We start from the raw sequence: 24,797 nt of genomic DNA on the forward strand, positions 1-24,797 counted from the left end.
CAAAAAGCCCTACGACTTAACAAGACACCTCTACTTTATCATAAAGAAAAAGTAGTGAGTACTTTCTCCCGTCGGAGATTTCCTCACTACTAATCTTAGTATGTTTTTGATTAGTCGAGTTCTTTCCCGCTCCCATTATTTACTATCTAAAATCTCTATTAGTTTATAGAGATTTTTTTCATTTATTTGGTAGGGCACCTGTTCTTGGACAATCGGTTTAGCACAGAAAGCTACTCCAATTCCTGCTCGTTGAATCATTGGTAGATCATTTGCTCCATCCCCCATGGCAATCGTTTGAGATAGACTCAGCCCATTTTCTGCCGCCCATTCTTCTAAACATGCTTTTTTAGTATCTTTCGTTACAATTTCACCCAACACTTGTCCCGTCAATACTCCATCTACTACTTCTAATCGATTAGCCCGAACATAGTCTAACTCTAACTGTGCAGCTAGTCGATCAACTGTTTCATGAAACCCGCCTGAAACGACTGCTACCTTATAGCCTCGCATTTTTAATTCTGAGACTAATTCTGCTGCTCCAGGCGTAAAGTGGATTTTTTTGATAATTCGATCAAACACAGAAACAGGCAATCCCTTTAACAACGCCACACGTTCACGTAAGGCTTCTTCAAAATCCAATTCCCCACGCATAGCACGTTCGGTAATTGCTGCAACTTGCGCTCCTAAACCGGCCTCTTCTCCAAGTAAATCTATTCCTTCTTCCAAAATTAATGTTGAATCAACATCCATAACTAATAATCCAGTTGTCATCTCCAATATTCCTTTCAATGTATAAAAATAAAAAGCCAAATGGCTTTTTATCTAGTAGCGAATGGCTTCGCGAGTTTTTTCGTATGAACGCACAAAACGCTCTGTTACACCAGGTTCAACTGTTTCCAGAGCAAATGAAATTTCTTCAAATGCTGCTTGGTAATCAAAATCCTTTTCAAAAATTGATAATGAACGGTTAAATGCTTTTTGCACACTTTCATCGAATGAACGATAACGGTTAGAGTATTGTAGCAACTGCTCTGTCAAAGTCGCATTTTGCACAATCAAATACGCCAACTCTTCCAATTGATTCATATCATACGTTGCATTTTCCAACAAACGGTTAACAACTTCGATATTGATTCGTTTATAGTCTAACTCGGCAATCAAGGCTTCCACATGATCGCTCGTTCTAAAGAAGTTTGTTAAAAATTCAGCTGGAATTCCTGGAAGGTTGCGTTTTTCCATATAACGCTTAAGGGTATGCAATTTGTTGATATAAAGTGTAGCTTTCTTACGCGCTGTGTTCTCTGACAATTCTTGTGATTTAAGATAGTCAGCTAAAACAAGCTGCTCCTCTTCGATTTCTTTCAAGCTTGCCAATGAATGATCCAAACGCTCTTCTAAAATAGAATATGCAACTTGTGGATTTTCAATGTCTTCCACACTTTCTGTAACAACAATCTCAATCGATTCCAAACGAGCTTTAAGCTGATTGATACGTGAAAGTTTGCTATCTGCCAGCAAGTAAGTTGCATTTAGGCGTTGGCTTTCCTCATCCAAGAGCTGTGTATTTTGGACAACATGCTCCAAGAATTTTGGCAAGTTTTTACTAATCTTAACAGCTTCCTTATTCGCTTCGATTTCACGATTGAAGACTTTATACAAATGATCAATTTTTGCTTGAATTCCCTCATTTTCAGCTTCTGCGGCATCCAAATCAAAGGAAACAATCAAAGCAGTATTTTCACGAATTGAAACGCGAATATTTTGGAACTGTGACTCGATGTTAGCTTCTGTGAACAAATAATTCTGCTCAACCAGTTTACGATAACCCGACTCCAAATCTTCCAATTGCTCTGGGAAATCTTTTGTAACTCGTTCAATCAAACTTGGAATGCGATCCATGATTTGATTGAGGGCAATCATATGCTCTTCAGTCTTATCAAGGATTTCAGAAGCTTCAATCGGGTCACCTGAGGAATTAAGCATCACAAATTCAGAAAACTCAACTTCAATATTTTTCAATTGTTTCTCAAGTTCTGATAGTGTCTCACCGTAGCTATCTGGATTTTCACGAACAGCTTCCTGTAAACTATCGAACAAGTTTAACGCATGTTTTACGCGACCAGAGTTTTTCTCTTCTTGCTCCTTCAACTCCATCAAACCTTGACGGATAGAGGCAATATCTTCTTCAATTAAATCAATTTGGCTGTCGATACTGTCGATAGCGTTCTTTGCACTCACAAAGCGAAAGGCATTGTTATAGCCTTCTGCCTCAAAGATATGATTTTCAATATCGGCAAATGAATTGAGCGACAAATCAACCCATTTTTGATTCCATTCACGGAATGACACCTGACTTTGACCAATCAAATGAAGTGCTTTGACAGTTTCGACTTCTTCATTAACTGGAAGGTTAAATAGCTCTTCCTTACGTTCTTCCAATGCAACCAAAAGGTTGTCATTTCGTTTACGAACAATCAGGCAAGCTACATAGGCAATGATTAAAATAATAACAATCGAAACGATTAAGATGATTGTTCCTGTAGGCATGTAAATCTCCTTAGCTCATAGTAATTACTAGAAAATATCGCTTAATTATACCATAAATCTCTAGTATATGCACTTGTTTTTTTAGTTTTTAGACATCCAATGTTGAATAAACAGCATTTTCCTCGATAAACTCTCGACGAGGTTCAACCTTATCCCCCATTAACATGTCAAAAATCTTATCGGCTTCTGCCGCATCATCAACTGAAACGCGTGCCATGAGACGATTTTCAGGATTCATCGTAGTTTCCCACAACTGATGATCATCCATTTCTCCCAAACCTTTGTAACGTTGAATCGTTGGCTTGGACCGTCCCGTACTATGTCTTTCTAAGGCATCTTGCAATTCTTGCTCTTGATTAACCCCAGGTTGAATATATTCTTTTATCTCACTTCCAACCTTGATACCGTAAATAGGTGGTTGAGCGATATATACGTATCCCGCTTCTACAACAGGACGCATGTAGCGGTAAAATAATGTCAGAAGGAGTGTCCGAATATGGGCACCATCGACATCGGCATCTGTCATAATGACTAATTTTTGATAACGTGCCTTGCTAACGTCGAAATCAGCACCAAAGCCAGTTCCCATAGCTGTAAATAGACTACGGATTTCTTCGTTGGCCAAAATCTTGTCCATGCTGGCTTTTTCTACGTTCAAAATCTTACCACGAATCGGTAAAATAGCCTGAAATTCGCGGTCGCGACCGGATTTAGCTGAACCACCGGCTGAGTCCCCCTCAACGATGAAAAGCTCTGTCTTCGCTGCATCATTTGAGGAACAATCCGCTAACTTACCTGGGAGGTTTGAAATCTCAAGACCCGATTTCTTACGAGTTACCTCACGCGCACGCTTAGCAGCAATACGAGCCTTGCTTGCCAAAATACCTTTTTCAACAATCCGTCTAGCAATCTGTGGATTTTCCAAAAGAAATTCTGCAAAGGCATCAGAGAAAAGGCGGTTGGTAATTTTGACCACTTCACTATTCCCAAGTTTTGTCTTAGTTTGTCCCTCAAATTGAGGACCTGGGTGCTTAACAGAAATGACCGCTGTCAAACCTTCACGCACATCTTCACCAGTCAAATTATCCTCATTTTCTTTGAGAATTTTATTTTTCTTGGCGTAGTCGTTGATAACACGTGTCAGAGCTGTACGGAATCCTTGCTCATGGGTACCACCTTCATGTGTGTGAATATTGTTGGCAAAACTAACTACGTTTTCATGATAACTCGTCGTATATTGCATGGCAACCTCAACGGTAATATCATCCATTTCACCTTCTGTATAGATAGGGGTCTCAAAAATGACATCCTTGTTCTCATTAAGATACTCAACGTAGGAAGCAATACCACCTTCATAGTGATATTCCTTTGTTTGCTCTACTCCCTCACGTTTGTCCGTAATAGAGAGATTTAAACCACGATTTAGGAAGGCCAATTCTTGGATCCGCTTATTTAATTTTGCAAAGTCGAACTCAGTCGTCTCAGTAAAAATTTCTGGATCAGGTGTAAAATGTACAGTTGTACCAGAACGGTCTGTTTCTCCAACAACCTCCAAATCTGCAACGACTTCACCTCGTTTATACTCTTGGAAATATACCTGACCATTTTTGTAGACATGGACGTCTAGCTGAGTAGATAGGGCGTTTACGACTGATGAACCTACGCCGTGCAATCCACCTGAGACCTTATAACCGCCTCCGCCAAATTTACCACCTGCATGGAGCACTGTAAAGACAGTTTCTACCGCTGGACGACCAGTTTTTTCCTGAATATCTACCGGAATCCCACGTCCATTATCAATAACCGTGATGGAGTTATCTGGCTCAATATAAACTTCAATTTTATCCGCAAAACCAGCCAGCGCCTCATCGATTGAGTTGTCGACAATTTCCCAAACCAAGTGATGGAGACCTTCTTTAGATGTTGAGCCGATATACATCCCTGGACGCATTCGAACAGCTTCAAGACCTTCCAAGACTTGAATCTGACTGGCATCATATTCTTGAGCCTTCTCTTGTAAATCTTTGATTTCTTCTGTCATTTCTTTTCCTTATTTTCTATTTGTTGCTCCTTAAAAATAGAAAAGCCAATCCATCTGGATAAAAGCGAAACATATTTTTAGAGCAAAAATCATTCTAACGAATACCCTTTATTATACCATATTTTCTAATATTTTGATAGAAAAAAGAAGAGGAAACATTAGCTCCATCTTCTTCATTACTTTAACTATGATAAACCATTGTTTGAGCTAGGCTTTCCCCATCTCCACCAAATAAATCAACCAATTTATAGGCGAAATCCAAACTTGTTCCAGCACCTCGGCTAGTGATAATTGGACCATCAACGACCACATCCTCTTCCAGATGAATACCTGACGGAATGTCTTTTTCTTTCCCTGGGAAACATGTATAGTGACGACTATCTAACAAACCAGCCTTATCCAGAACAATTGGTGCCGCACAAATTGCTGCTACTGATTTTCCTGATGCAACCGCTCTTTGCAATTCCGTAATCAGTGACTCTGAATCTCTAAGGTGAACAGAACCTGGCATTCCTCCTGGTAAAACAATCAGATCAAAGGAAGACAGGTCCCCATCAAAGACTTGGTCAGTTTGAACACGAATACCGTGCGATCCCTCCACTTCATGACTATCTAAACCAACAATCTGACAGTCAAAATGAGCTCGACGGAATACATCTACAGAGGCCAATGCTTCGATTTCTTCAAAACCATCGGCTAAAACAACCGCAACTCTTGTCATATAAACCAACTTTCTAACGTTTTATCGTAATTTTTCTATAGCGACGTGATCGATTTGTTTCCTTCTCATCAGCTAGTCGTGACTGATACCCCATTGACAGCACTAGACCAACACCAATCAGATTTGAAACCATGGACGAGCCACCTTGGGAGATAAACGGCAAAGGAATACCTGTTAAAGGTAACAAACCAGTTGCAGCGCCAACATTTTCAAACACATGGAACAAGAGCATCATGATATAGCCAGTTGATATGTAGGTGTAGTATCGATTGTTTGACTTCAACGTTACCCGCAGCATTCGATAAATGAGCAACAAGTATAGTCCAATCAATACCGTCCCACCAATAAAACCAAAGTCCTCTCCAATCACCGTAAAAATCATATCACTTTCTCGAACAGGTATAAGAAGATTTGTTTTATTGAAACCTAGTCCTTTTAAGCCACCACTTCCGATAGCTATCAAACTTTGAGCTTGCTGGTAGGTCGTTGATTGGGCATTTTTAAAGGGATCAAGCCAGGCTGCAATACGATTGATTTTATAAGTATCCATCCCCAAATTGTGGAGAAATGTTGTTCCACCAGGAGAAATAAAAATCAGCATAAATCCGCCAACCAAAACGATACCTGTTAAGGCAGTCGGTAATAGAATTTTCCAAGAAACTCCTGATAATAGAAGCATTCCGCTAAAGATTGCTACAAATACTAAGGAAGTTCCTAAATCTTTCTGTAAGGCCAACAAAATCAGGACAGGGATAGTAAACAGTGTCATATAACCAATCAACATAAAATCCTCACGAATTTTTCGATTTGGATAATATTTATGAAAGGTGACAATCACCCTTGACAACATAATGATGTAGGCTATTTTCATAAATTCGGATGGTTGAAAAAGAGTCATTCCACCAATCGTTACCCAGTTTTTTGCTCCCGTTGATGCTACTAAGTCTGGACTGTAGAAAAACAAAGGCAATACCATAAGTCCTAGCCCAAGTACGTACAAGTAAGGTGTGATTTGCCACAGAAACTTAGTGGAAAAGAACATGACCAAAAAAGCTGCCACTGTTCCAATTCCTATCCAAGCAATTTGTTGACCAACCATCTGTACAACATTATCCGGATAATCTTGACTAACCGCAATGTAGAGAGAAATAATCCCCACAACTAATAAAAAAAAGACCGGTAAAATAAGTGAGTAGTCTACTCGACTATCGATTGTTCCCCTATTTTTCATCAATTTCCTCATACTTTCACTTCAAATTCTTACTCGTTCCATTATAGCAGAAATCATCTCTCATTGAAACTAAAAATCTAGTTACATCAGTGGGGATACGATTTATACTCAACGAAAATCAAAAGTAGCCTAGGAAACGAAGTCGAAGATAGAACTGGAGTTCATCCAGGCAAGTTGACAACGGATAATTTTGATTTTCGAAGAGTATTACTAGTGCACAAATCATAAAATACGTATATCTTCATACCTTCGAACAGGCTGAAATATAATGCTTTACCTTCACACACCCCATAAGTTTGCTCAATTCATGAGTATGTAGACCAATGGCAATCATTTTGGCAATCACGCACGAAAAAGCCCTCTCTTATTTCTAGAGTCAAAGAAAAAATGGTCCACTGGACCATAACTCGCTCTTTTATTTTCAAGCTCGTGAAAAAACAGTCCGTTAAGGACTGTTTTTTTATTTGAGACCGTATTTTTTGTTGAAGCGATCCACACGTCCATCTGCTTGAGTGAACTTTTGACGTCCAGTATAGAATGGGTGTGAGTCTGATGAAATTTCCACACGGATCAATGGGTAAGTTTCACCTTCGAATTCAACTGTTTCGTTAGATTTCTTAGTTGAACCGCTAAGGAACTTGTAGCCAGTAGTTGTGTCCATGAAGACAACAGTGCGATATTCTGGATGGATATCTTTTTTCATTTTAAAATTCCTTTCTGCCATGGACTCTTTCCGAGCCATAGATTATAACCATTTAAGTTTACCAAAACTTTGTTCTTATGGCAAGTCTTTTTACCTATTTTTTTAATATTTTTTCAAGTTATAGTACAGAAGCACCTGAAGCAAGGTCAGAAGTTACTCTGGCGCCAAATCCCCCTCTTGAAGGACTGCCCAAGCTATCAGAAATTCTTTCTTCACCAGCAAGAACTTTCTCAGAAAGCCCTGAGGTCACTAGAATCCTGCCATCCAGCCCAATCAGAACCGCTTCGATACCATCAGTTTCTTCTACCATCTTATAAATCCGAGTTATTTCTTGACCAAACAGTCGAGTCGTCCAAATCTCACCATCAACAGATTGTTTGGACACAATGGTCAAACTAGCCAGCTGCGACTCCATTGGATAGCCGGTCTCAGGACTCAAAATATGATGATAGGTCTTTCCATTCACGGTAAGGGTTCTTTCGTAAATACCAGAGGTGACAACCGATTCTTCTCCTATTTTGAGGACGAGGGCATTTTCACCACGTGGTTTCTGAGGATCCTGTATACCAATTCGCCAATAACCATCTGCATTGTGAGGAGCTTGACCAAAGGTCAGGACGTTGCCACCCAGATTAATCAGCCCAGCTGCCACACCTATTCTTTTCAAGAAGTCAACAATCTTATCTGCTACATATCCTTTAGCAAGAGCACCCAGATCAATCGCCATACCTTCTTTTTTCAAATAGACTGTCTGCTCCTCATCATCTAATTCGATGTCCCTTGGATTGATGAGCTGGAGTTTTTCACTGATCATTTCTTGGGTTGGAAGTTTGGCATCGCTAAATCCAATCCGCCAACTTTGCACAAGGGGACCGATGGTAATATTCAAAAAAGATCCCTCAGCCAGACTGTGTTCTTTGCCCAATTTTATCAATTCATACAGGTCATCGGCAACTGGAACTGCTTGAACACCAGCGTTTAGATTGACCTCCATCAATTCTGAAGTCAAATCATTGGCAGAAAACCGGTCTTTATAAAGATAAAGTAGCTCTTCGACCTGATCTAAAATTGGTTCTGCATCTGGATGCCATATTTTCGTTTCAATGATGGTTCCCATTAGACGAAGGGAACGGCTACTTGCTTGCATTCCTCACTACCTCTTGGATTTCTTGGTATATTTGCTCATTTTCGGATAGTGAATAAGAGTTAGCACCACTTGCTAGTGGGTGGCCACCGCCATCATGGCGTTTGGCAATCTCGTTGATTGGAAGATACTTACTGCGCAAACGGACTCTGTAATTTCCGTCAGTTTGTTCCACAAAAATCCCCCAAGATTGAACGATTCCAATCCGTCCTGGAGCCCCAACGATAAAGGAAGTGTCCGCATCGGTCACCCCGTATTTTTCGAGAATGTCCTGTGTCAAAATAACACGCGCCGCACCATGTTCATCCACTTCCAAGTTGTCGTAGACGTAACCTGTCAACTTGGCAATCTTGAAATCAATGGTATCCATCTGGCGAGACATCCTTGCAAAGTCAAAATCTTCTTGGCGGAGACGAGCAACAATCTCAAAGGTGCGCGAGCTGGTTGCCGGATAGAGAAAGCGGCCTGTATCGCCCACAATTCCTGCATAGAGTAGACGAGCAATCTCTCCATCGAGTTCCAGTTGGCATTGGATGGCTAGTTCTGTAATCATTTCACTGCAAGAACTAGCTTCCGTATTGACCCAGAGCAGGTCACCATAAGGCTCTTCATTGGGGTGATGATCGATTTTAATCAAGAAATCTCCTTGAGCATAGCGGTCGTCATCCACACGCGCCGTATTGGCAGTGTCTGTCACGATAACCAAAGCTCCTTGATAATCTTGGTCTGCAACTTCATCCATTCCTGCCATCCAAGCAAGATTTGGTTCCTCAAAACCGGTTACCTTGATGGTTTTTCCAGGAAAACTCTTCTGTAAGAGTTTCTGCAAGCCAACTTGACTACCAATGGCATCCGGATCTGGTCGTTTATGTCGGTGAATAATAATCGTGTCGTATTCGTGAATTTTTTCAATAATTTTACTGTAAATTGTCATAGCAACTCCTTTTCATCATTTTAGCATAAACTTCCCCTTTTGAAAATGATGGGAGTGTGGTATAATGGAATTACTATGTAATTTGGAGGAAATTATGGCACTAGCAAAAATAGTTTACGCTAGTATGACTGGTAACACAGAAGAAATTGCTGACATCGTCGCCAGTAAGCTAGAAGAGTTAGGTTTGGAAGTACAGGTTCACGAATGTACGACTATTGAAACCGAAGAAATCTTGGATGCGGACCTCATCGTGGTAGCCAGCTACACCTATTCTTACGGTGGAGACGGTGAGCTTCCAGATGAAATTGTTGATTTCTATGCTGACCTAGCTGACTTAGATTTGACCGGTAAGGTCTACGGTGTTTGTGGTTCTGGCGATACCTTCTATGATGACTTCTGTAGTGCAGTAGACGACTTCGATGTCATGTTGGGTTCACGTGGTGCAACTAAGGGTGCCGAAAATGTTAAGGTAGATCTTGCCGCTGAAGATGAGGATATTGTTAACCTTGAGCAATTCGCGACAGACCTTGTTGCTAAACTAGATACAATGAATTAACTGACAAACAGACTGGCTTATCAATAGGTCTAGTCTGTTTTCTTTTAGCCTTTTATTAAGATTGTACACCTATTGCTTGCAATCTTAATAGTTTTGATATATAATTAACTGGTTAATTTTTTTGAAAAAAGGAGAATTTTATGGCTAAAAAATCAAAAATGGCACGCTATCAGAGACAATTGGAGTTAATCGAGCGCTATGCGGATTTACGTAAAAGTCTCAAAGAAAAAGGTGACTATCAAGCACTTCGAAAATTGCCTCGCGACTCAAATCCAAATCGACTGAAATACCGCGACAGGACCGATGGCCGTCCGCATGCTTATATGCGAAAATTCGGTGTGAGTCGGATTACCTTCCGTGAATTAGCCCATCTTGGTCAACTTCCTGGGGTAAAAAAAGCAAGTTGGTAACTTCCTCAAACAAGGCTAGTATTCTGCCTTGTTTTTTGCTATACTAAAAAACAACTGAAACAATATACGGAGGTTTATAAGATGAATTTGGATTGCATCCGCGAACAGATTAACACGATTGATAGCCAATTGGTTGAACTACTTGAAAAACGAATGGAGTTGGTCGACCAAGTTACAGCCTATAAACGAGCAACAGGTAAGCCTGTTTTGGATACCAGCCGAGAAAATGCTGTCCTTGAAAGAGTCGGAAAATTAGTTCAAAAGGATGATTACCGCTCTGCCATTCAAGCAACCTTTAGCGATATTATGGCCCAATCAAGAACCTATCAATCTTCCAAATTAGCGAATCATGAGCAATAAGATGAAACATGCCATCCAACTCCTTTTCTTTTCCAGCTTAATTGGAGTCGGTGCAGGAATAATCACCACACTTTTTGGGAAAATTCTACTAGGGATTGGAGACTTACGGTCTGAATATTTTACATATCTAATCCCCTTTCTGCCACTTGCAGGTGTGTTGATTGTTTTCATTTATCAAAAATGGGGGAGGGAAGTCCAAGCAGGTATGGGCTTAGTCTTCAAAGCTGGACAAGGGGAGAAAGCGCAAATTTCTCCAGTTCTCATTCCACTCATCATCTCTACAACTTGGCTCAGTCACCTTGTCGGTGCTTCCGTTGGTCGCGAAGGTGTAGCTGTCCAACTTGGAGCCAGTCTCTCACACTGGTTACAAAAACATGGTTTCACACACTTGCCCAAAGATATGATAACAAAGATTGGTATGGCCGCAGGTTTTGCAGGGTTATTTCAAACACCATGGGCTGCTGGTTTCTTTGCCATTGAAGTTTTAATCGTTGGCCAATATTCTTGGACTAGTCTCCCCTATTGTCTAGTTGCCGCTTTCACGGCTTCTACTACTTCCCATTTACTGGGATTGGAGAAATTTTCGCATACCATCGCTACTACCTCATTCTATTTTACAGATAGTTTTAAATGGCTATTTATTGCCCTTTGCTTCGGTTTCATCGGCAATTTATTTGCTTTGTTTCTGGCGCAAGCAAAAAGCATCTCAACTCGATGGCTTCCAAATCCTTACATTAAAATAGCTATCATGGGAGTTGGACTGACCGTTCTACTATTTTTCTTCCATCAAGGTCGTTATACTGGTCTAGGAACCAATTTGATCGATGCCAGTTTAGCTGGGGAACAGGTGTTTGCTTTCGATTGGCTACTAAAACTCCTACTAACCTGTCTTTGTTTGGCTGCAGGTTTTCAAGGGGGCGAAGTTACTCCGCTCTTTGCGATTGGGGCAAGTTCTGGGGCTGTTTTAGCAGGATTACTAGGTCTACCAACTGAACTTGTTGCAGCCCTTGGGTATTGTGCCGTATTTGGAACAGCCACCAATACCTTACTGGCTCCTCTCTTCATTAGTTATGAAGTCTTCGGCGCTAATATCCTGCCCTATGCTATTCCTGTACTTGCCATAGCTTATCTTATAAACAGAAAACAGACTATTTATGGACAGCAGTTGAGGAAATTCAATAATGCAAAAAAGCCTATCATCTAGGCTTTTTCGTATACTCTTCATCTCCCCTGCAGGAATCGAACCTGCAACTAATTCTTAGGAGGAATTTGTTATATCCATTTAACTAAGGGAAGTCTGCTTCTCTATTGTACCCCAGAAGAGAGCAGATTGCAAGAGCAAGGTTATATAAGTTTTTTCAAATCTTTACAAAAAGCAGAACCTACTCTAAGATGAAACACAATTGTTTTTATGTATTTCTCTCATAATAGTCTCTAAAAGAAGTAATTCTAAAATGTACTTCGAAAGTTTGTCGTTTTTATGCTTGATTCCTACTCCCCTTCCTTACGTCTCACTGAGACAGCCATTCCGAGTGAAACTAAGCCACCCAAGCTAATAAGAAGTGAGCCTAGGGCTTCTTGACCGGTATTTGGAAGTGTTTGATTTCCTGATGCTTTTTCAGTTTTCTTATTTGAAATAGGAGCCATACTTCCAGATGGTGCCGGTTGCTCGGTTGCTTTCTGATTTGTTACACTATCGCCACCGTCATTTGCTTTCTCAGGTGTTTTCACATCAGTAGTTGTCCCAGCATTATCTTCTTTTTCTTCTGCTTTTGGTTCTTCTACGTACTTCTCTACAAATGCTTTTCTACCTGGAATTGTTGCACTAATGGTTTGACCTGCTTTTTCTAAATCAGTCAAGTACTCCACAAATACTTCTGTATCTGGATTGATAGCACCAATCAGTTTAGCTTCTTTGAAAATCGAGAAGCCATCCCCACCACCAAATAAGAAGTCGTTGATGACAAGTGTATAGGTTTCTGTCGGAACAATCTCCGTCCCATCTTCTTTGAAGGCTTTAACAACCTTATAAGGATTTTCTTCCGTTGGATTGTCAGCCTTCGTGTAGATATATTTAATTCCAGACATTTGAAGGAAATATTTTTCACCTTCATCATATTGTTGATTTAAGGCTGTATAAATCTGCTCACCTGTCATTTGAACGACTTGTAGGATATTCCCAAATGGTTGAACAGCTTGTGCTGCTCCCCAAGTAACTGTTCCATCTTCTTGGACCTTCAAATCTGCCCGAATCCCGCCATCGTTTGTCATTGCAAAGTCAACATCATAACCCGATTTCTTAGCGATAGCTAATTGAGCCGATGTTACTAGATTACCTACAGCACTTTCTTTAAATTCATTCACTTCGCGTGAAATATCTGTCGCTTGACTAGCTGTAGCAATTTTTTGCTCAGTTACTTTTTTAACAATGGTATTTGCCTCATCTACAATTGCCTGAATTTCCGGACTTGGTGTTTTCTGCCCTGGTGCTACTGCAATAATTTTCGCAGTCGGAACAGCTTTAAAGTCGGCAATATCTGTATCATAAACAGCCCTAACATCTGCGTAAGCCTTACCTTGTGAGGTAGCTTGAACAATCAAGGTTTTGCCCGTTGTACCGTTTGTATAGACATGGTTATGGCCAGCAAATACAAGGTCAACTGAGTGTTCAGGATAGATTTCATTTAGCTTAGCAATCATATCTGCAGCTTCACCAGCAGCCACACCATCCTTGCTTGTAGCCGGAACGTGAGCCAGTACAACTATCGCATTTACACCTTTTTCAGCTAATTCACGCGCATATTTAGCAATCGTCTCTGCCTCATTCAAAAAAGTGTACTGCTCATAGTTTTTCTTCAAAACAAGATTAGGAATTTCTGTCGTAACTACACCAATAAAGCCAATCTTAGCTTCTTTATCATTCACGGGAATAGTCTTAATAGCGTAGGGCTTCCAACCATACGGAATTTCACCTGTTTCTTTGTCAATAACGTTAGCAATAACAATCTCCTGTTTAGCAGCTTCACGAGTATAATTATCTACAATCTCATTAAACTGACCTTTTTTTGGAGCTTCACCAGTCATGATACGGTTATACTCATCAAGTCCCTCATCAAACTCATGGTTCCCCAAAGTTCCGTATTCAACATCCATTTTATTAAAGACTTTTACAGTTGGTTCATCTTGCAAAAGTCCAGAATTCGATGGACTTGCACCAACCATATCCCCAGCTTGAACACGGATAGACTCTGCAGGTGTCTCTGTTTCTGCTGCTGTTTCTTCAAATTCTGCTTGTGAATCATCCATGTAAGCATCAAGTAAAGCGGCAGTTCCTGCATTACGAACTGTTTCCCCTTCCAATCGCGCTGTCCCCGTCATATCAAGCGCACCATGGAAATCATTAACTCCCATAATTTGGACAGCTAATTCATCTGCTAAAACAGCTTGTGTTGCAATAACGCTAAAACCAGCTACAAGAGCTAGTATACTGCTTTTCAACCGAATATTCTTTTTCATAAGCAAAACAATGCTCCTTCTATTTTTTTCATATTGACATATCTATAATAATCCTTTTCTTACGGCTTTTCAATATCAAATCAGTCATTTATAACAAAAAATTATAAAAATATTCGTTTATTCTTACTTTTACATCATTTTTCTGAAAATATCTTGTCATTTTTATCTATAATACGAAAATTCCCCTTCTTCCCTTACACAATTCTCTCCAAAATACTCCTCACAACTAAAAAATCTCTTCCAAACGGAAGAGAACTGTTCTTATTTAGCTGCTTTATAAAGTTCGTTAACCTTGTCCCAGTTGATTACTTCAAAGAAGGCTTTGATGTAGTTTGGACGGACATTGCGGTAGTTAAGGTAGTAAGCATGTTCCCAAACGTCCAATGCCAAGATTGGTTTCAAACCTTGCATGATTGGTGTGTCTTGGTTAGCAGTTGAGATAACTTCCAACTTGCCTTCTTTATTAACAACCAAGAAAGCCCAACCTGAACCGAAACGAGTTGTTGCTGCTGCAGTGAAGGCTTCTTTGAAAGCATCAAATGAACCAAAGGTTGCATCAATATCTGCTGCCAATTCTGCTGAAATTTCTGTTTTTTCAGGTGAAAGCAATTCCCAGAAAAGAGCATGGTTCAAATGACCACCACCGTTGTTGATCAAAGCTTGGCGGATGTCTGAAGGAATTTGCTCCACATCTGACAAAAGAGCTACCAAGTCTTCGCCAATTTCAGGATGTTTTTCAAGTGCTGCATTAGCATTTGCAACATAAGTCGCATGGTGCTTATCGTGGTGAAGGGTCATTGTTTCTGCATCAATATGTGGTTCCAAGGCATCGTATGCGTATGGAAGGTCTGGTAAAATAATTGTCATTTTCGTTTTCTCCTATACTAAGTGATAGTTCTATTCTACTCCAATGTGAGAGCCTTTTCAATTTATTTGTCTGAAACCACGGTTGACCCTCAATCTAAGAATACTCTTTTTACTATGTAGTCGCGATTTTTAATAATAGCAAATCAAATAAATAATCCTTATCAAATTGGCCGGTTTTAATTTGAAAATCTGTATCGATTAGGAGCTTGACGACTTTTTTCAAAAATCCAATGGACAGATGGCGTGAATCACGCAAAGCATACTTTACTTGGTATGGATTCACCTTACGCCCCATAATAGTTGATAACTCAGCTACTATCTGCTGTTCCCCTCGGCCTTGCTCTAGTAGTATTTGCACTTGTAGATAGGTTCGAAATTGGGTTAACATGATGGCAATCAACTTAACCTCTTCCTCCCCTTGCAACCGCAAGTCACAAACTAAGTTGCGAGCATCGTCTACCTTGGATTGTAGAATTAACTGTGTTAAATCAAAGATATTATCTTGTAGTGTTTTTGGGATAGCCGCATCAATATCTGAAATTTCAATCGTCTCTTTTCCCTTATAAGATTGAAGAAAGGCTAGGTTCTTACTGATTTCTGCAAAATCAAAATTGGACTTTTCTAAAAGATATTGAAAAACCTCTCCTCCCATCTGCAATCCAAGACGCATTATCTCCTTTTGGAAATGATTTTTCAAATCCATCTCCTTCAGAGGATTGGCTTCTAATACTAGTCCATCTCGTTTGAGGAGTTTGACCAGACGGCGCTTACTGTCCAACTTACCCGGTGCTAGAATGACCAAACGTGTTGTTTCGACAGGATTTTCCAAATAGGCCTCAAACTGTTTGAGTTCATCATCTGTCAAATGCCGTTTTTTATCTGTCGTTAAATCTGCAAAATAATCAAGAATCACTACTTTTTCATCTGAAAAGAAGGGAAGAGAAACTAGGTCCAAGTCTACCTGATGATAATCAGCCTCCGACATATCAAAATAGGCAAAACCTAAATCTGCCGCATCAAAATGAAGCTTCCGCAGAAGTAAGTCTTTCGCTATTTGGTATTGTCCGATGTCTTCACCGCATAAAACGGTCAGAAGCTCTAATTTCTCTTTTTTTAATTTTTCAATCTGTTCAATTACTGTCATAAAAACCTCAAAATTCTTTTCTCATTGTACCACAAAAAGAGCCTAGACATAAAGTCTGGACTCTTTCATTGAAATTTATATCAGGAAGGTAGGAAAAAATTAATTGATAATCACTCCAAATGACCTATTTCCCAAATAGCAGTTCCTTTGTTAGCTATTCCACCATCCTTTGAAATTCCACCAAGTATCTTGAAAAGTATCCTTTATCCGATCTCTCCAAGTCTTATTTTCTTCTTCCTCAATAGAACGTTTGAACAAGGCATCTGCGTACTCATCCTCTTGTTCCTTTTGATTCTGTTCAACTCGTTTCTTTTCGCTTTTATATACTAATTGACCAAAATACAAATTCCCATCGTCTGCAAATTTTAATGTAACAACATCACCTTCTTCGAGTTTCTTATTCAATTTTACAACATAATCTCCACTGCCGTCCGCACGTTCCCCACTTGTATACCACTCTCTAGTTTGGCAATTCTCTGTAGTATAACTCGGACACTTGAGTTCATGCTTTACAGGCTCGACCTTCAATCGTTCTCCATTTATATATGTAGCGACATAACCAAATGAGCCAACATGGACATGAATAGAGTCTGAACCAGTTCTAAAAGGAGCTACTTTTACCCCCGGAACATTCTGTTGACCTACTGGTACAAATATTGAAGTCTCCGCCTTTACACTTGATAACGATAGTAAACCGATGACAAAGGTAACTAAAATAAATGATACTTTTCTCAATTTCATTTTGCTTTTCTCCTAGTAGTACAATACATTAACCGGAATTAGTATATACCAATTTCATAGAGAAAGCAAGAAAAAACGCTCCTTAAGTAAAAACTAAACTCAAAAACTCAATTCTTATCCAGCACCTTGAAAGGAATGTGGGAATAATCTCTGTGCGTTTTTAAAAATTCCAAGGCTTCTTTTTTTACCTGTATGAGATTAACACCTTGGGCATTGGCTCCATAGACACAGCCACAATAGCACTGGCGATAAATGTCATACTCTTCACACATTTGAACTGAACGCTGATAGCCTCCATTTTTCTTAAAGTCACTCGGAAGATACTGGGTATCGTATAATTTCTGCACCTCAATCCCAACAGCATTGATGGTCTGCGAATTCTTATGTGGACTGATTGTCAAAGCCGAACCAAAATAGTCAAAACCAAGCTCAACTGCCTTCTCCGCAGTCTTATCCAACCGATAATCATAGCAAACCTTACACCGATCTCCTCCCTCTGGCTCATTGGCGAGATGCTGAGTTTTCTTGAAAAATTCCTGAGGGCTATAGTCAGCTTCTAGGTAGCCTACTGACTGTCCAGTTTTCTGATTAAATTCTTTGACAAACTGGGCCGTCACGGCTGCCCGCCGCTGGTACTCCGCCTTTGGATGAATATTGGAATTCGCAAAATAGATGGTTACATCTGCATATTGAGTCAAGTACTCCAATGTATAGGTCGAGCATGGGGCACAACAGACATGCATGAGAATGTTCGGTCGAAGCCCCGCTTCCTGCCACGTGCTTGCCATTTTTTGAAACACTTTATCATAGTTAACCTTTTGATTCGGTGATAGAGTCGATAAAATCTCTTCAACTTTAATCATACAAACCTCCAAATATACATTCATTATACTATATTTGAAGCCTACTGCATAGATAGTAATAACGAGGGAGAGCGCTTGATAAGGATCCCTATTTCCAACTTAAAAAGGTCCCTCGGACCTTGATATAAAGAAAAACGCCTGCCGACGTTTCTCATCTCCAGCTTAAAACGTGGGGTAACCCACTTGTAAAGAAAACCGCTTACCAGCGGTTCTCATTTCCAACCTAAAACAACCCGTCAGGTTGGGGACAAACCAGCAACATGCATTGCTGGTTTTCCTATCTCCCGATTAAAACAGCCTATCCGAATATAAAAAAACTGCCTGCCGGCAGTTCTCATTTTCAACTTAAAACGTGGGGTAACCCACTTATAAAGAAAACCGCTTACCAGCGGTTCTCATTTCCAACCTAAAAAGGTCCCCCGGACCTTTTTAGCCACCCAGATATGCTTTTTTGACTTCTTCTGAGGCGAGGAGTTCTTTTCCTGTTCCTGAGAGGACAACTTTTCCTGTTTCTAGAACATAGCCACGATCGGCAATAGCGAGAGCTTTGTTGGCATTTTGCTCAATCAAGAGGACAGTTGTTCCTTGTTTTTGAATATCTTGGATGATATCAAAAATTTCTTGGATAAAGATCGGAGCCAAGCCCATTGATGGTTCATCAAGGAGCAAGAGCTTTGGTTGGCTCATTAGGGCACGTCCCATGGCCAACATCTGTTGCTCCCCACCTGAAAGGGTAGCTGCATCCTGGTTTTTACGTTCTTCCAAACGTGGAAAACGAGCAAAGATTTTTCTCAAGTTTGCTTGGTTTTCTTCACGATTGTTGTGAAGGAAGGCACCCATTTCCAAGTTTTCCATAACAGTCAAGCCTGCAAAAACATGACGACCTTCTGGAACTTGTGATAAACCGTCCGCCACGATTTTACGAGCAGGAACTTTTTGAATCTCATTTCCAAGGAAAGAAATCGTTCCAGCTGATGGACGAACAAGCCCTGAAATAGTACGAAGGATAGAGGTTTTACCAGCACCATTAGCGCCGATAAGGGTTACAACTTCACCTTCATTAACCTCAAAGCTAACATCTTTAACAGCTTCGATAACACCGTAGTTAACGGAAAGATTTTTTACTTCTAACATTGCCATTAAGCTTCACCTCCAAGGTAGGCTTCAATTACACGCTTGTTATTACGAATTTCTTCTGGTGTACCATGGGCAATCAAACGACCGTACTCCAATACGTATATCCGCTCCGTCACTTCCATAACCAAGCTCATATCGTGTTCAATCAAGATGATAGTAATGCCAAATTCTTCTTTGATTTTACGGATGAGTTGGGTCAATTCTGCCGTTTCTTGTGGGTTCATACCAGCCGCTGGCTCATCCAAGAAAAGAATTTTCGGTTCAGTCGCAAGGGCACGAACGATTTCCAAACGTCGTTGTTGACCGTAAGGAAGGTTTTTAGCTAATGTATCTGCATCTCCATCCAAATCGAAGATTTTCAAAAGTTCAATCGCTTTTGTTTTCAACGCTTCTTCATTCTTATAGAATGCTGGAAGACGGAAGAAACTTGCAAATACTTCTGATTTACCATGGTTGCCAAGACCAATCAAAACATTTTCCAAAACGGTCATATTTTTGAACAAACGAATGTTCTGGAAAGTACGACCTAGACCAAGCGAAGCAATTTTTGATGGTGCTTTACCGTTCAAAATAGTCCCTGCCAGAGAAATTGTCCCCTCGCTTGGCTCATAAACACCTGTTAAGAGGTTGAAAAGAGTCGTTTTACCAGCACCGTTTGGACCGATAAGACCAACCAATTCCCCTTCATGAAGTTCCATGGTCACGTCACCAACGGCAGTCAGGCCACCGAAGTTCTTGGTTAAATCTTTTACTTCAAGTAATGCCATTACTTAACCTCCTTCTTCTTGAGTAGAGCCGCTACGCTGAATTCCTTAGTTCCCAAAAGACCTCCAGGACGGAAAATCATCAAGAGAATAAGAGCTAATGAATAGATAATCATTGAAATATCAGAGTAACTCTTGAGGAATACGTTCAAAATACCAAGTACAATGGCTGCTACAAAGGTACCTGTGATAGAGCCCAAACCACCCAATACAATGATAATCAAAACGTTAACAGAGGTCATAAAGGCAAAGTCTTTCGGAACAATTGTCCCAACGTATCCTGCATGGAGACCACCTGCAATGGCTGCCGTCATGGCACCAAATACAAAGGCTGAAACCTTAACAAATGTTGGATTGACACCTACAGATTCTGCCGCAATTTCATCCTCACGAACAGAAATTGTAGCACGTCCCATCGGACTGCGCAAAAAGTTAACTGTCACCAAGGTTGTGATGATTACAAAAATATAAACTAAAGGCCAGCTTGTAAAGAGTGGTATAGACATAATACCTGCTGCACCATTCGTTACACTACCACCATTGATAATTAAAATACGAATAATCTCTGCAACACCAAGAGTCGCAATTGCAAGGTAGTCACCTTTCAAACGAAGGGTTGGAATACCGACTAAAAGAGCTACTGCACCTGAGATTAACATCCCAACAATCAAGGCGATAGCAAATCCACCATAAGTCGGCATCATTTTCCCAAGAATACCTACTGCATAAGCACCAATAGCCATAAAACCAGCATGACCAAGTGAAAATTGACCTGAGAAACCGACAATCAAGTTTAAACCAACTGCCAAGATAATTTGAATACCGATTTGCTGAACAATCTGGATGTAGTAAAAATTCAGAATCCCTGCTGATACAAGACCTTGAATAAGTCCAAAACCAGCCAATAAGATAGCCAACCAAATCGCATTAACTTTTAAATTTTGCTTCATGGTTACACCTTCTCTTTCACATTTTTACCAAGAATACCACTTGGACGCACCAAGAGGATGATGATCAAAACAGTATATACGATCGCATCGCGGAAAGTATCGAATTCAATCACATAGGTGAATGTTTCGATGATACCGATAACGAAGCCACCAAGCGCTGCACCTGGAATAATACCGATACCGCCCAATACTGCCGCAACAAAGGCTTTCAGACCTGGCGTCATCCCCATCAAAGGCTCAATCTGGTTGTAGTAGAGACCTAGGAGAACACCCGCAGCACCCGCAAGAGCTGACCCAAGAGCAAAAGTAAAGCTGATTGTACGGTTTACATTGATCCCCATAAGCTGAGCTGCATCGCTATCTACAGAGACCGCACGCATGGCTTTCCCCATTTTTGTACGTTTGACAATTAATTGAAGTGCAACCATCAACGCAAGCGATACACCAAGAATAATCAACTGGATATTCGTAACAGAAACTGGACCAAGGTTAAAAGTCACAGCTTCGATTGCTTGTGGAAAGGCTTTTACGTCTGCTGTAAAGAATTTAATCATAGTGTATTCTAAGAAGAAGGATACACCGATAGCCGTAATCAAAGCTGCTATACGCGTTGAATTACGCAAAGGACGATAGGCTAAAAACTCTATAACTACACCGAGAATAGCCGTCCCTACCATCGCTAGAATGAGAGCAACAAAGAAACGCGTTCCACCATCTGCAATAAAAGTTAAATTATTTAATAGGAAGTACCCCATAAAAGCACCCATCATATACAAATCACCATGGGCGAAGTTAATGAGTTTGATAATTCCGTACACCATGGTATAACCAAGGGCCAAAAGGGCATAAACAGAACCAAGAATCAAACCATTGACAAGTTGTTGAAGCATAGGTTCACCAATCTTTCTAAATATTTTTCGAGCTCAATAGCATTGTTACATTATACAAAATTTTCTGAAAATAAGCAAGTTAGACAGAGAGTTTAATCATTAAAATTACAGAAAATTTAACCAACCCAAATTTAACCAAATTTTATATCCGCATGTATACTATTCTATACATTCTGACAAGTGAAAAAGAGGGAATTCCCTCTTTTCATCCACTATTAGTCAATAGAGATAGTATCTACAGATGATTCTTCTCCGTTTGTTAAACTAACAACATAAACTGATTTAATGACATTGTGCTCTTTGTCAACAGACATTGTACCAGTCACACCTTTAAAGTCTTTCAGAGCTGCAAGATTAGCCTTCACTGCTGCTGAATCAGCTGCACCTTTTGCTGCTTCTGCTGCCATGTAAACCGAGTCGTAAGCTAAAGCTGAGAACATTGATGGCTCTTCATTGTATTCTTTCACATAGGCATCATAGAATGCTTTTGCTTTTTCGCTTGCTGATGTTACAAATCCAGAAAGGTAGTAAACATTTGATGCTGCTGATGCAGTTGCCAATTCAGTAAATTGTGGTGAGTCAAAACCATCTGAACCAAGAATTGGCTTGTCAATACCCAAACCGCGTGCTTGCTTCACAATTGTACCTGTTTCATTGTAGTAACCAGGCATGATGATCGCATCAAATTCCTTATCTTTCAATTTTGTCAAAGCAGCTTGGAAATCTTTATCGCCAGAAGCAAATGTGATTTCTGAAACGATTTCTCCTGTGTATGCTTTCTTGAACGCCTCTGCTACACCCTTACCATAATCAGAAGAGTTGTCAAAGTAAAGAACAACTTTCTTAGCTGACAAGTTCTCAGTAGCGTATTTAGCCATAATTTGACCTTGATACCCATCTGTAAAGGTTGTACGGAAGAAGTATTCTTGGACCTCACCTTTATCGTTCACAACCAAGGTTGTTTGAGTTCCTGAAGGAGTAATCATAGGAACACCAGCAGATGTCAATGCTGGAATAGAGGCTGCTGAAGCTCCTGATGTAGCAGGGCCAATCACAACGTTTGCCCCTTCACTTGCCAAGCTTGTTGCAACAGTAGCTGCCTCTGCTGTTTCAGACTTGTTGTCTTTTGTGATCACTTCGATTTTTTTGCCGTCAATACCACCTGCAGCATTGATTTCTTTCACGGCAAGGTTGGCACCTTTTTCCTCTGTTTGACCATAAGATGAAACAGCACCTGACAACTCCAAGTTGTAGCCGATTTTAAATGTATCACCTACAGAAGAACCTGCGGCTGAAGTATTGGTTGTCGAAACATTACCACATGCAGCGAGTAGAGCTGCAGAGGCAAATGTAGCAAGCGCTACTGCAAATTTTCTTGTTTTCATGAAAACTCCTTAAATCTTTCTTAAATTTTACGATGTATCTAATATACTGAATTATCTGAAAATTGTCAACAAAAAAGAAAAAAATTTTAAAATAAAAAATTAGCAGGGAATACATACCTGCTAATTCCGACTATCCTACGACTGATGGTTCTTCATCTCTCCATAGATTACCTACAAAGTTTTGGTCTAATTCCTTAATGTATGAAGGAACCACTTTTTTTACAAAACGTTCCTTTTTCAATTTTAATATGGTAGCTTCTACTAGTTCTTGATCCATATACACCAAAACATATCGCAAGCGTTTGGAATGGTAAACAATATCTCCATATTGGCTGAGTTTACGTGCATCACGATTGTAGTGTAAATAGACAGTTAAGCAAGTGCGATTTTTCTTCTCAAACATGTCTTCTCCTCTAAAAATTCTCTTTCTATATTATACCGTTTTCAATGATAAATGAAAAGCTCCAACTACCTGTAAAAGAGTTGGAGCTAATAGGAATAGTCAGTACTATTACATATTTGTCACTGCTTATTTGACTTTTGTATTGTCCATAATCTGGTCAATAAATCCGTAAGCCAAGGTTTCTTCAGCTGACATCCAGTAATCACGTTCCGCATCCTTGTGGATTTGCTTGACTGTCTTACCTGAGTTGTCTGCCAAGATTTTTTCTAGCTTATTACGTGTTTTTAATAGGTGTTCTGCAGCAATAGCCATATCTGTTTGCTGAGTACCACCACCAGTTCCACCCATTGGCTGGTGAATCATGTACTCTGCATTTGGCAACATGAAACGTTTGCCCTTGGCACCGCTTGATGCAATGATGGTTCCCATGCTCGCAGCTGTTCCCATAACGATGGTTTGAACATCAGCTTTAATGAAATTCATCGTGTCTACAATGGCAAGACCTGCTGACACCGATCCTCCTGGCGTATTAACATAGAGGTAAATATCCTTTGTAGGGTCTTGGGCATCAAGGAAAAGCAATTGTGCAATGATAGAGTTTGCCATGTTGTCCTCAACTGGTCCTGTCAACATGATAATACGGTCTTTCAAAAGGCGTGAGTAAATATCATAAGAACGCTCACCACGGCTAGTTTGTTCAATAACTACTGGAATCATAAAATTACTCCTTTTCGAGATTTTCTGTACCCATTATATATAAATAGTCAAAATTGGTCAAATAAAAAACACGATTTCAGGAAATGAAAAAGAAACCAGCAGAGCTGATTTCTTAATTATTTTGTACCGAACAAGCGGTCACCTGCATCTCCCAAACCTGGTACGATGTAGCCTTTTTCATTGAGTTTTTCATCCAAAGCTGCTGTATAAATATCAATGTCTGGATGTGCATCTTGAAGAGCTTTTACACCTTCTGGAGCTGAAACAAGAGCAACAAATTTGATATTTGAAGCACCACGTTTTTTCAATGAATCAACTGCAAGAATAGCTGAACCACCTGTAGCAAGCATTGGATCAACTACAAAAATATGACGTTGATCAATGTCTTCTGGTAATTTCACAAGATACTCAACGGGTTGAAGGGTTTCTTCATCGCGGTACATACCGATGTGACCAACTTTAGCTGCTGGTACCAAGCTTAGCAAACCATCAACCATACCAACACCTGCACGAAGAATTGGTACGATAGCTAATTTTTTACCTGCAATTTGTTTCTGAACTGTTTTAGTGATTGGCGTTTCAATCTCCACATCTTCAAGTGGCAAGTCACGCAAAACTTCGTAACCCATCAGCATCGCGATTTCATTAACCAACTCACGAAAATCCTTTGTTGAAGTAGATGTACGACGAAGGATAGACAACTTATGCTGAATGAGTGGGTGTGAAATGACTTGGAATTTCCCCATGATGATAAAACCTCTCTTTTTTGTTTT

25 protein-coding genes and 1 tRNA gene are annotated in these 24,797 nt (G+C 40.1%); 4 read left to right on the forward strand and 22 right to left on the reverse strand.

The features are described 5' to 3' along the window. Positions 1-135 precede the first annotated feature (135 nt). The 8 genes from serB to YYK_RS06635 form a co-directional block, all read right to left on the reverse strand. The gene (serB, locus tag YYK_RS06600) at positions 136-771 is read right to left on the reverse strand and encodes a phosphoserine phosphatase SerB (protein ID WP_012775258.1); all 636 of its coding nucleotides are present in this window, start codon (positions 769-771) and stop codon (positions 136-138) included. Positions 772-822: 51 nt separating this feature from the next. Next, complete coding sequence (gene ezrA / locus YYK_RS06605) at positions 823-2,547, reverse strand: septation ring formation regulator EzrA (protein WP_012027444.1); 1,725 nt, start codon at positions 2,545-2,547, stop codon at positions 823-825. An 88-nt stretch (positions 2,548-2,635) separates the two neighbouring features. Continuing rightward, the gene (gene gyrB / locus YYK_RS06610; RefSeq protein WP_012027445.1) at positions 2,636-4,588 is read right to left on the reverse strand and encodes a DNA topoisomerase (ATP-hydrolyzing) subunit B; all 1,953 of its coding nucleotides are present in this window, start codon (positions 4,586-4,588) and stop codon (positions 2,636-2,638) included. A gap of 181 nt (positions 4,589-4,769) precedes the next feature. Then, positions 4,770-5,309: a DJ-1 family glyoxalase III gene (locus YYK_RS06615; protein WP_012775259.1), complete on the reverse strand. Its 540-nt coding sequence runs from the start codon at positions 5,307-5,309 to the stop codon at positions 4,770-4,772. A gap of 13 nt (positions 5,310-5,322) precedes the next feature. After that, entirely contained in the window at positions 5,323-6,552 is a 1,230-nt protein-coding gene (locus YYK_RS06620; RefSeq protein WP_012027447.1) for an FtsW/RodA/SpoVE family cell cycle protein, read from the reverse strand. A 448-nt stretch (positions 6,553-7,000) separates the two neighbouring features. Then, positions 7,001-7,243 (reverse strand): type B 50S ribosomal protein L31, encoded by a 243-nt coding sequence (locus tag YYK_RS06625; protein ID WP_012027466.1) that lies wholly within the window; start codon positions 7,241-7,243, stop codon positions 7,001-7,003. Between the two features lie 118 nt (positions 7,244-7,361). After that, positions 7,362-8,390: an FAD:protein FMN transferase gene (locus YYK_RS06630; RefSeq protein WP_012027467.1), complete on the reverse strand. Its 1,029-nt coding sequence runs from the start codon at positions 8,388-8,390 to the stop codon at positions 7,362-7,364. Next, positions 8,377-9,321 carry a DHH family phosphoesterase gene (locus tag YYK_RS06635; protein WP_012775655.1) on the reverse strand — a complete coding sequence of 315 codons (945 nt, stop codon included), beginning with the start codon at positions 9,319-9,321 and terminating at the stop codon, positions 8,377-8,379. Before YYK_RS06635 ends, YYK_RS06630 begins: the two co-directional genes overlap by 14 nt. A 94-nt stretch (positions 9,322-9,415) precedes the next feature. Here YYK_RS06635 and YYK_RS06640 point away from each other — a divergent pair, with 94 nt between their 5' ends. The 4 genes from YYK_RS06640 to YYK_RS06655 all read left to right on the forward strand — a co-directional run bounded on the left by YYK_RS06640 (position 9,416) and on the right by YYK_RS06655 (position 11,851). Continuing rightward, positions 9,416-9,877 (forward strand): flavodoxin, encoded by a 462-nt coding sequence (locus YYK_RS06640; protein WP_012775265.1) that lies wholly within the window; start codon positions 9,416-9,418, stop codon positions 9,875-9,877. Between the two features lie 140 nt (positions 9,878-10,017). Next, positions 10,018-10,287 (forward strand): 30S ribosomal protein S14, encoded by a 270-nt coding sequence (rpsN, locus tag YYK_RS06645; protein WP_002940393.1) that lies wholly within the window; start codon positions 10,018-10,020, stop codon positions 10,285-10,287. Between the two features lie 81 nt (positions 10,288-10,368). Continuing rightward, positions 10,369-10,647 carry a chorismate mutase gene (locus tag YYK_RS06650; protein WP_012027471.1) on the forward strand — a complete coding sequence of 93 codons (279 nt, stop codon included), beginning with the start codon at positions 10,369-10,371 and terminating at the stop codon, positions 10,645-10,647. Continuing rightward, the gene (locus YYK_RS06655) at positions 10,637-11,851 is read left to right on the forward strand and encodes a chloride channel protein (protein WP_012027472.1); all 1,215 of its coding nucleotides are present in this window, start codon (positions 10,637-10,639) and stop codon (positions 11,849-11,851) included. Before YYK_RS06650 ends, YYK_RS06655 begins: the two co-directional genes overlap by 11 nt. A gap of 20 nt (positions 11,852-11,871) precedes the next feature. Here YYK_RS06655 and YYK_RS06660 read toward each other — a convergent pair. The 14 genes from YYK_RS06660 to upp form a co-directional block, all read right to left on the reverse strand. Then, positions 11,872-11,943, reverse strand: a tRNA-Arg gene (locus YYK_RS06660). Between the two features lie 195 nt (positions 11,944-12,138). After that, complete coding sequence (locus YYK_RS06665; protein ID WP_012775266.1) at positions 12,139-14,163, reverse strand: surface-anchored 5'-nucleotidase; 2,025 nt, start codon at positions 14,161-14,163, stop codon at positions 12,139-12,141. Between the two features lie 261 nt (positions 14,164-14,424). Next, positions 14,425-15,030, reverse strand: a complete 606-nt coding sequence (sodA, locus tag YYK_RS06670) for a superoxide dismutase SodA (protein ID WP_012028394.1) — start codon at positions 15,028-15,030, stop codon at positions 14,425-14,427. A gap of 112 nt (positions 15,031-15,142) precedes the next feature. Beyond that, entirely contained in the window at positions 15,143-16,174 is a 1,032-nt protein-coding gene (holA, locus tag YYK_RS06675; RefSeq protein WP_012028395.1) for a DNA polymerase III subunit delta, read from the reverse strand. A 150-nt stretch (positions 16,175-16,324) separates the two neighbouring features. Beyond that, on the reverse strand, positions 16,325-16,915 hold the full coding sequence (locus YYK_RS06680) for a hypothetical protein (protein ID WP_012027476.1): 591 nt from the start codon (positions 16,913-16,915) through the stop codon (positions 16,325-16,327). A gap of 107 nt (positions 16,916-17,022) precedes the next feature. Next, complete coding sequence (locus YYK_RS06685; RefSeq protein WP_012775267.1) at positions 17,023-17,778, reverse strand: epoxyqueuosine reductase QueH; 756 nt, start codon at positions 17,776-17,778, stop codon at positions 17,023-17,025. A 429-nt stretch (positions 17,779-18,207) separates the two neighbouring features. Then, positions 18,208-18,918, reverse strand: a complete 711-nt coding sequence (locus YYK_RS06690) for an ABC transporter ATP-binding protein (RefSeq protein WP_012027478.1) — start codon at positions 18,916-18,918, stop codon at positions 18,208-18,210. Then, entirely contained in the window at positions 18,918-19,682 is a 765-nt protein-coding gene (locus tag YYK_RS06695) for an ABC transporter ATP-binding protein (protein ID WP_002937291.1), read from the reverse strand. The genes YYK_RS06690 and YYK_RS06695 overlap by 1 nt, the downstream gene beginning before the upstream one ends. Next, positions 19,682-20,629, reverse strand: a complete 948-nt coding sequence (locus YYK_RS06700; protein ID WP_002937293.1) for a branched-chain amino acid ABC transporter permease — start codon at positions 20,627-20,629, stop codon at positions 19,682-19,684. Before YYK_RS06700 ends, YYK_RS06695 begins: the two co-directional genes overlap by 1 nt. A 2-nt stretch (positions 20,630-20,631) precedes the next feature. Beyond that, on the reverse strand, positions 20,632-21,519 hold the full coding sequence (locus tag YYK_RS06705; RefSeq protein ID WP_012027482.1) for a branched-chain amino acid ABC transporter permease: 888 nt from the start codon (positions 21,517-21,519) through the stop codon (positions 20,632-20,634). Positions 21,520-21,734: 215 nt separating this feature from the next. After that, positions 21,735-22,904: an ABC transporter substrate-binding protein gene (locus YYK_RS06710; RefSeq protein WP_012775268.1), complete on the reverse strand. Its 1,170-nt coding sequence runs from the start codon at positions 22,902-22,904 to the stop codon at positions 21,735-21,737. 130 nt (positions 22,905-23,034) lie between these two features. Next, positions 23,035-23,307: a YlbG family protein gene (locus tag YYK_RS06715; RefSeq protein WP_002937299.1), complete on the reverse strand. Its 273-nt coding sequence runs from the start codon at positions 23,305-23,307 to the stop codon at positions 23,035-23,037. 126 nt (positions 23,308-23,433) lie between these two features. Then, entirely contained in the window at positions 23,434-24,024 is a 591-nt protein-coding gene (locus tag YYK_RS06720) for an ATP-dependent Clp protease proteolytic subunit (protein WP_002937303.1), read from the reverse strand. Between the two features lie 116 nt (positions 24,025-24,140). Further along, positions 24,141-24,770: a uracil phosphoribosyltransferase gene (gene upp, locus YYK_RS06725; protein WP_012027487.1), complete on the reverse strand. Its 630-nt coding sequence runs from the start codon at positions 24,768-24,770 to the stop codon at positions 24,141-24,143. Positions 24,771-24,797: the final 27 nt, after the last annotated feature.

Origin of the sequence: Streptococcus suis S735, assembly GCF_000294495.1 — a bacterium.
Classification (GTDB): domain Bacteria; phylum Bacillota; class Bacilli; order Lactobacillales; family Streptococcaceae; genus Streptococcus; species Streptococcus suis.

Excerpts from the sequence above, each read along its gene's own strand:
- serB (WP_012775258.1), bottom strand. The coding sequence starts at position 771 with ATGACAACTGGATTATTAGTTATGGATGTTGATTCAACATTAATTTTG.
- ezrA (WP_012027444.1), bottom strand. The coding sequence starts at position 2,547 with ATGCCTACAGGAACAATCATCTTAATCGTTTCGATTGTTATTATTTTA.
- gyrB (WP_012027445.1), bottom strand. The coding sequence starts at position 4,588 with ATGACAGAAGAAATCAAAGATTTACAAGAGAAGGCTCAAGAATATGAT.
- YYK_RS06615 (WP_012775259.1), bottom strand. The coding sequence starts at position 5,309 with ATGACAAGAGTTGCGGTTGTTTTAGCCGATGGTTTTGAAGAAATCGAA.
- YYK_RS06620 (WP_012027447.1), bottom strand. The coding sequence starts at position 6,552 with ATGAGGAAATTGATGAAAAATAGGGGAACAATCGATAGTCGAGTAGAC.
- YYK_RS06625 (WP_012027466.1), bottom strand. The coding sequence starts at position 7,243 with ATGAAAAAAGATATCCATCCAGAATATCGCACTGTTGTCTTCATGGAC.
- YYK_RS06630 (WP_012027467.1), bottom strand. The coding sequence starts at position 8,390 with ATGCAAGCAAGTAGCCGTTCCCTTCGTCTAATGGGAACCATCATTGAA.
- YYK_RS06635 (WP_012775655.1), bottom strand. The coding sequence starts at position 9,321 with ATGACAATTTACAGTAAAATTATTGAAAAAATTCACGAATACGACACG.
- YYK_RS06640 (WP_012775265.1), top strand. The coding sequence starts at position 9,416 with ATGGCACTAGCAAAAATAGTTTACGCTAGTATGACTGGTAACACAGAA.
- rpsN (WP_002940393.1), top strand. The coding sequence starts at position 10,018 with ATGGCTAAAAAATCAAAAATGGCACGCTATCAGAGACAATTGGAGTTA.
- YYK_RS06650 (WP_012027471.1), top strand. The coding sequence starts at position 10,369 with ATGAATTTGGATTGCATCCGCGAACAGATTAACACGATTGATAGCCAA.
- YYK_RS06655 (WP_012027472.1), top strand. The coding sequence starts at position 10,637 with ATGAGCAATAAGATGAAACATGCCATCCAACTCCTTTTCTTTTCCAGC.
- YYK_RS06665 (WP_012775266.1), bottom strand. The coding sequence starts at position 14,163 with ATGAAAAAGAATATTCGGTTGAAAAGCAGTATACTAGCTCTTGTAGCT.
- sodA (WP_012028394.1), bottom strand. The coding sequence starts at position 15,030 with ATGACAATTATTTTACCAGACCTTCCATACGCATACGATGCCTTGGAA.
- holA (WP_012028395.1), bottom strand. The coding sequence starts at position 16,174 with ATGACAGTAATTGAACAGATTGAAAAATTAAAAAAAGAGAAATTAGAG.
- YYK_RS06680 (WP_012027476.1), bottom strand. The coding sequence starts at position 16,915 with ATGAAATTGAGAAAAGTATCATTTATTTTAGTTACCTTTGTCATCGGT.
- YYK_RS06685 (WP_012775267.1), bottom strand. The coding sequence starts at position 17,778 with ATGATTAAAGTTGAAGAGATTTTATCGACTCTATCACCGAATCAAAAG.
- YYK_RS06690 (WP_012027478.1), bottom strand. The coding sequence starts at position 18,918 with ATGGCAATGTTAGAAGTAAAAAATCTTTCCGTTAACTACGGTGTTATC.
- YYK_RS06695 (WP_002937291.1), bottom strand. The coding sequence starts at position 19,682 with ATGGCATTACTTGAAGTAAAAGATTTAACCAAGAACTTCGGTGGCCTG.
- YYK_RS06700 (WP_002937293.1), bottom strand. The coding sequence starts at position 20,629 with ATGAAGCAAAATTTAAAAGTTAATGCGATTTGGTTGGCTATCTTATTG.
- YYK_RS06705 (WP_012027482.1), bottom strand. The coding sequence starts at position 21,519 with ATGCTTCAACAACTTGTCAATGGTTTGATTCTTGGTTCTGTTTATGCC.
- YYK_RS06710 (WP_012775268.1), bottom strand. The coding sequence starts at position 22,904 with ATGAAAACAAGAAAATTTGCAGTAGCGCTTGCTACATTTGCCTCTGCA.
- YYK_RS06715 (WP_002937299.1), bottom strand. The coding sequence starts at position 23,307 with ATGTTTGAGAAGAAAAATCGCACTTGCTTAACTGTCTATTTACACTAC.
- YYK_RS06720 (WP_002937303.1), bottom strand. The coding sequence starts at position 24,024 with ATGATTCCAGTAGTTATTGAACAAACTAGCCGTGGTGAGCGTTCTTAT.
- upp (WP_012027487.1), bottom strand. The coding sequence starts at position 24,770 with ATGGGGAAATTCCAAGTCATTTCACACCCACTCATTCAGCATAAGTTG.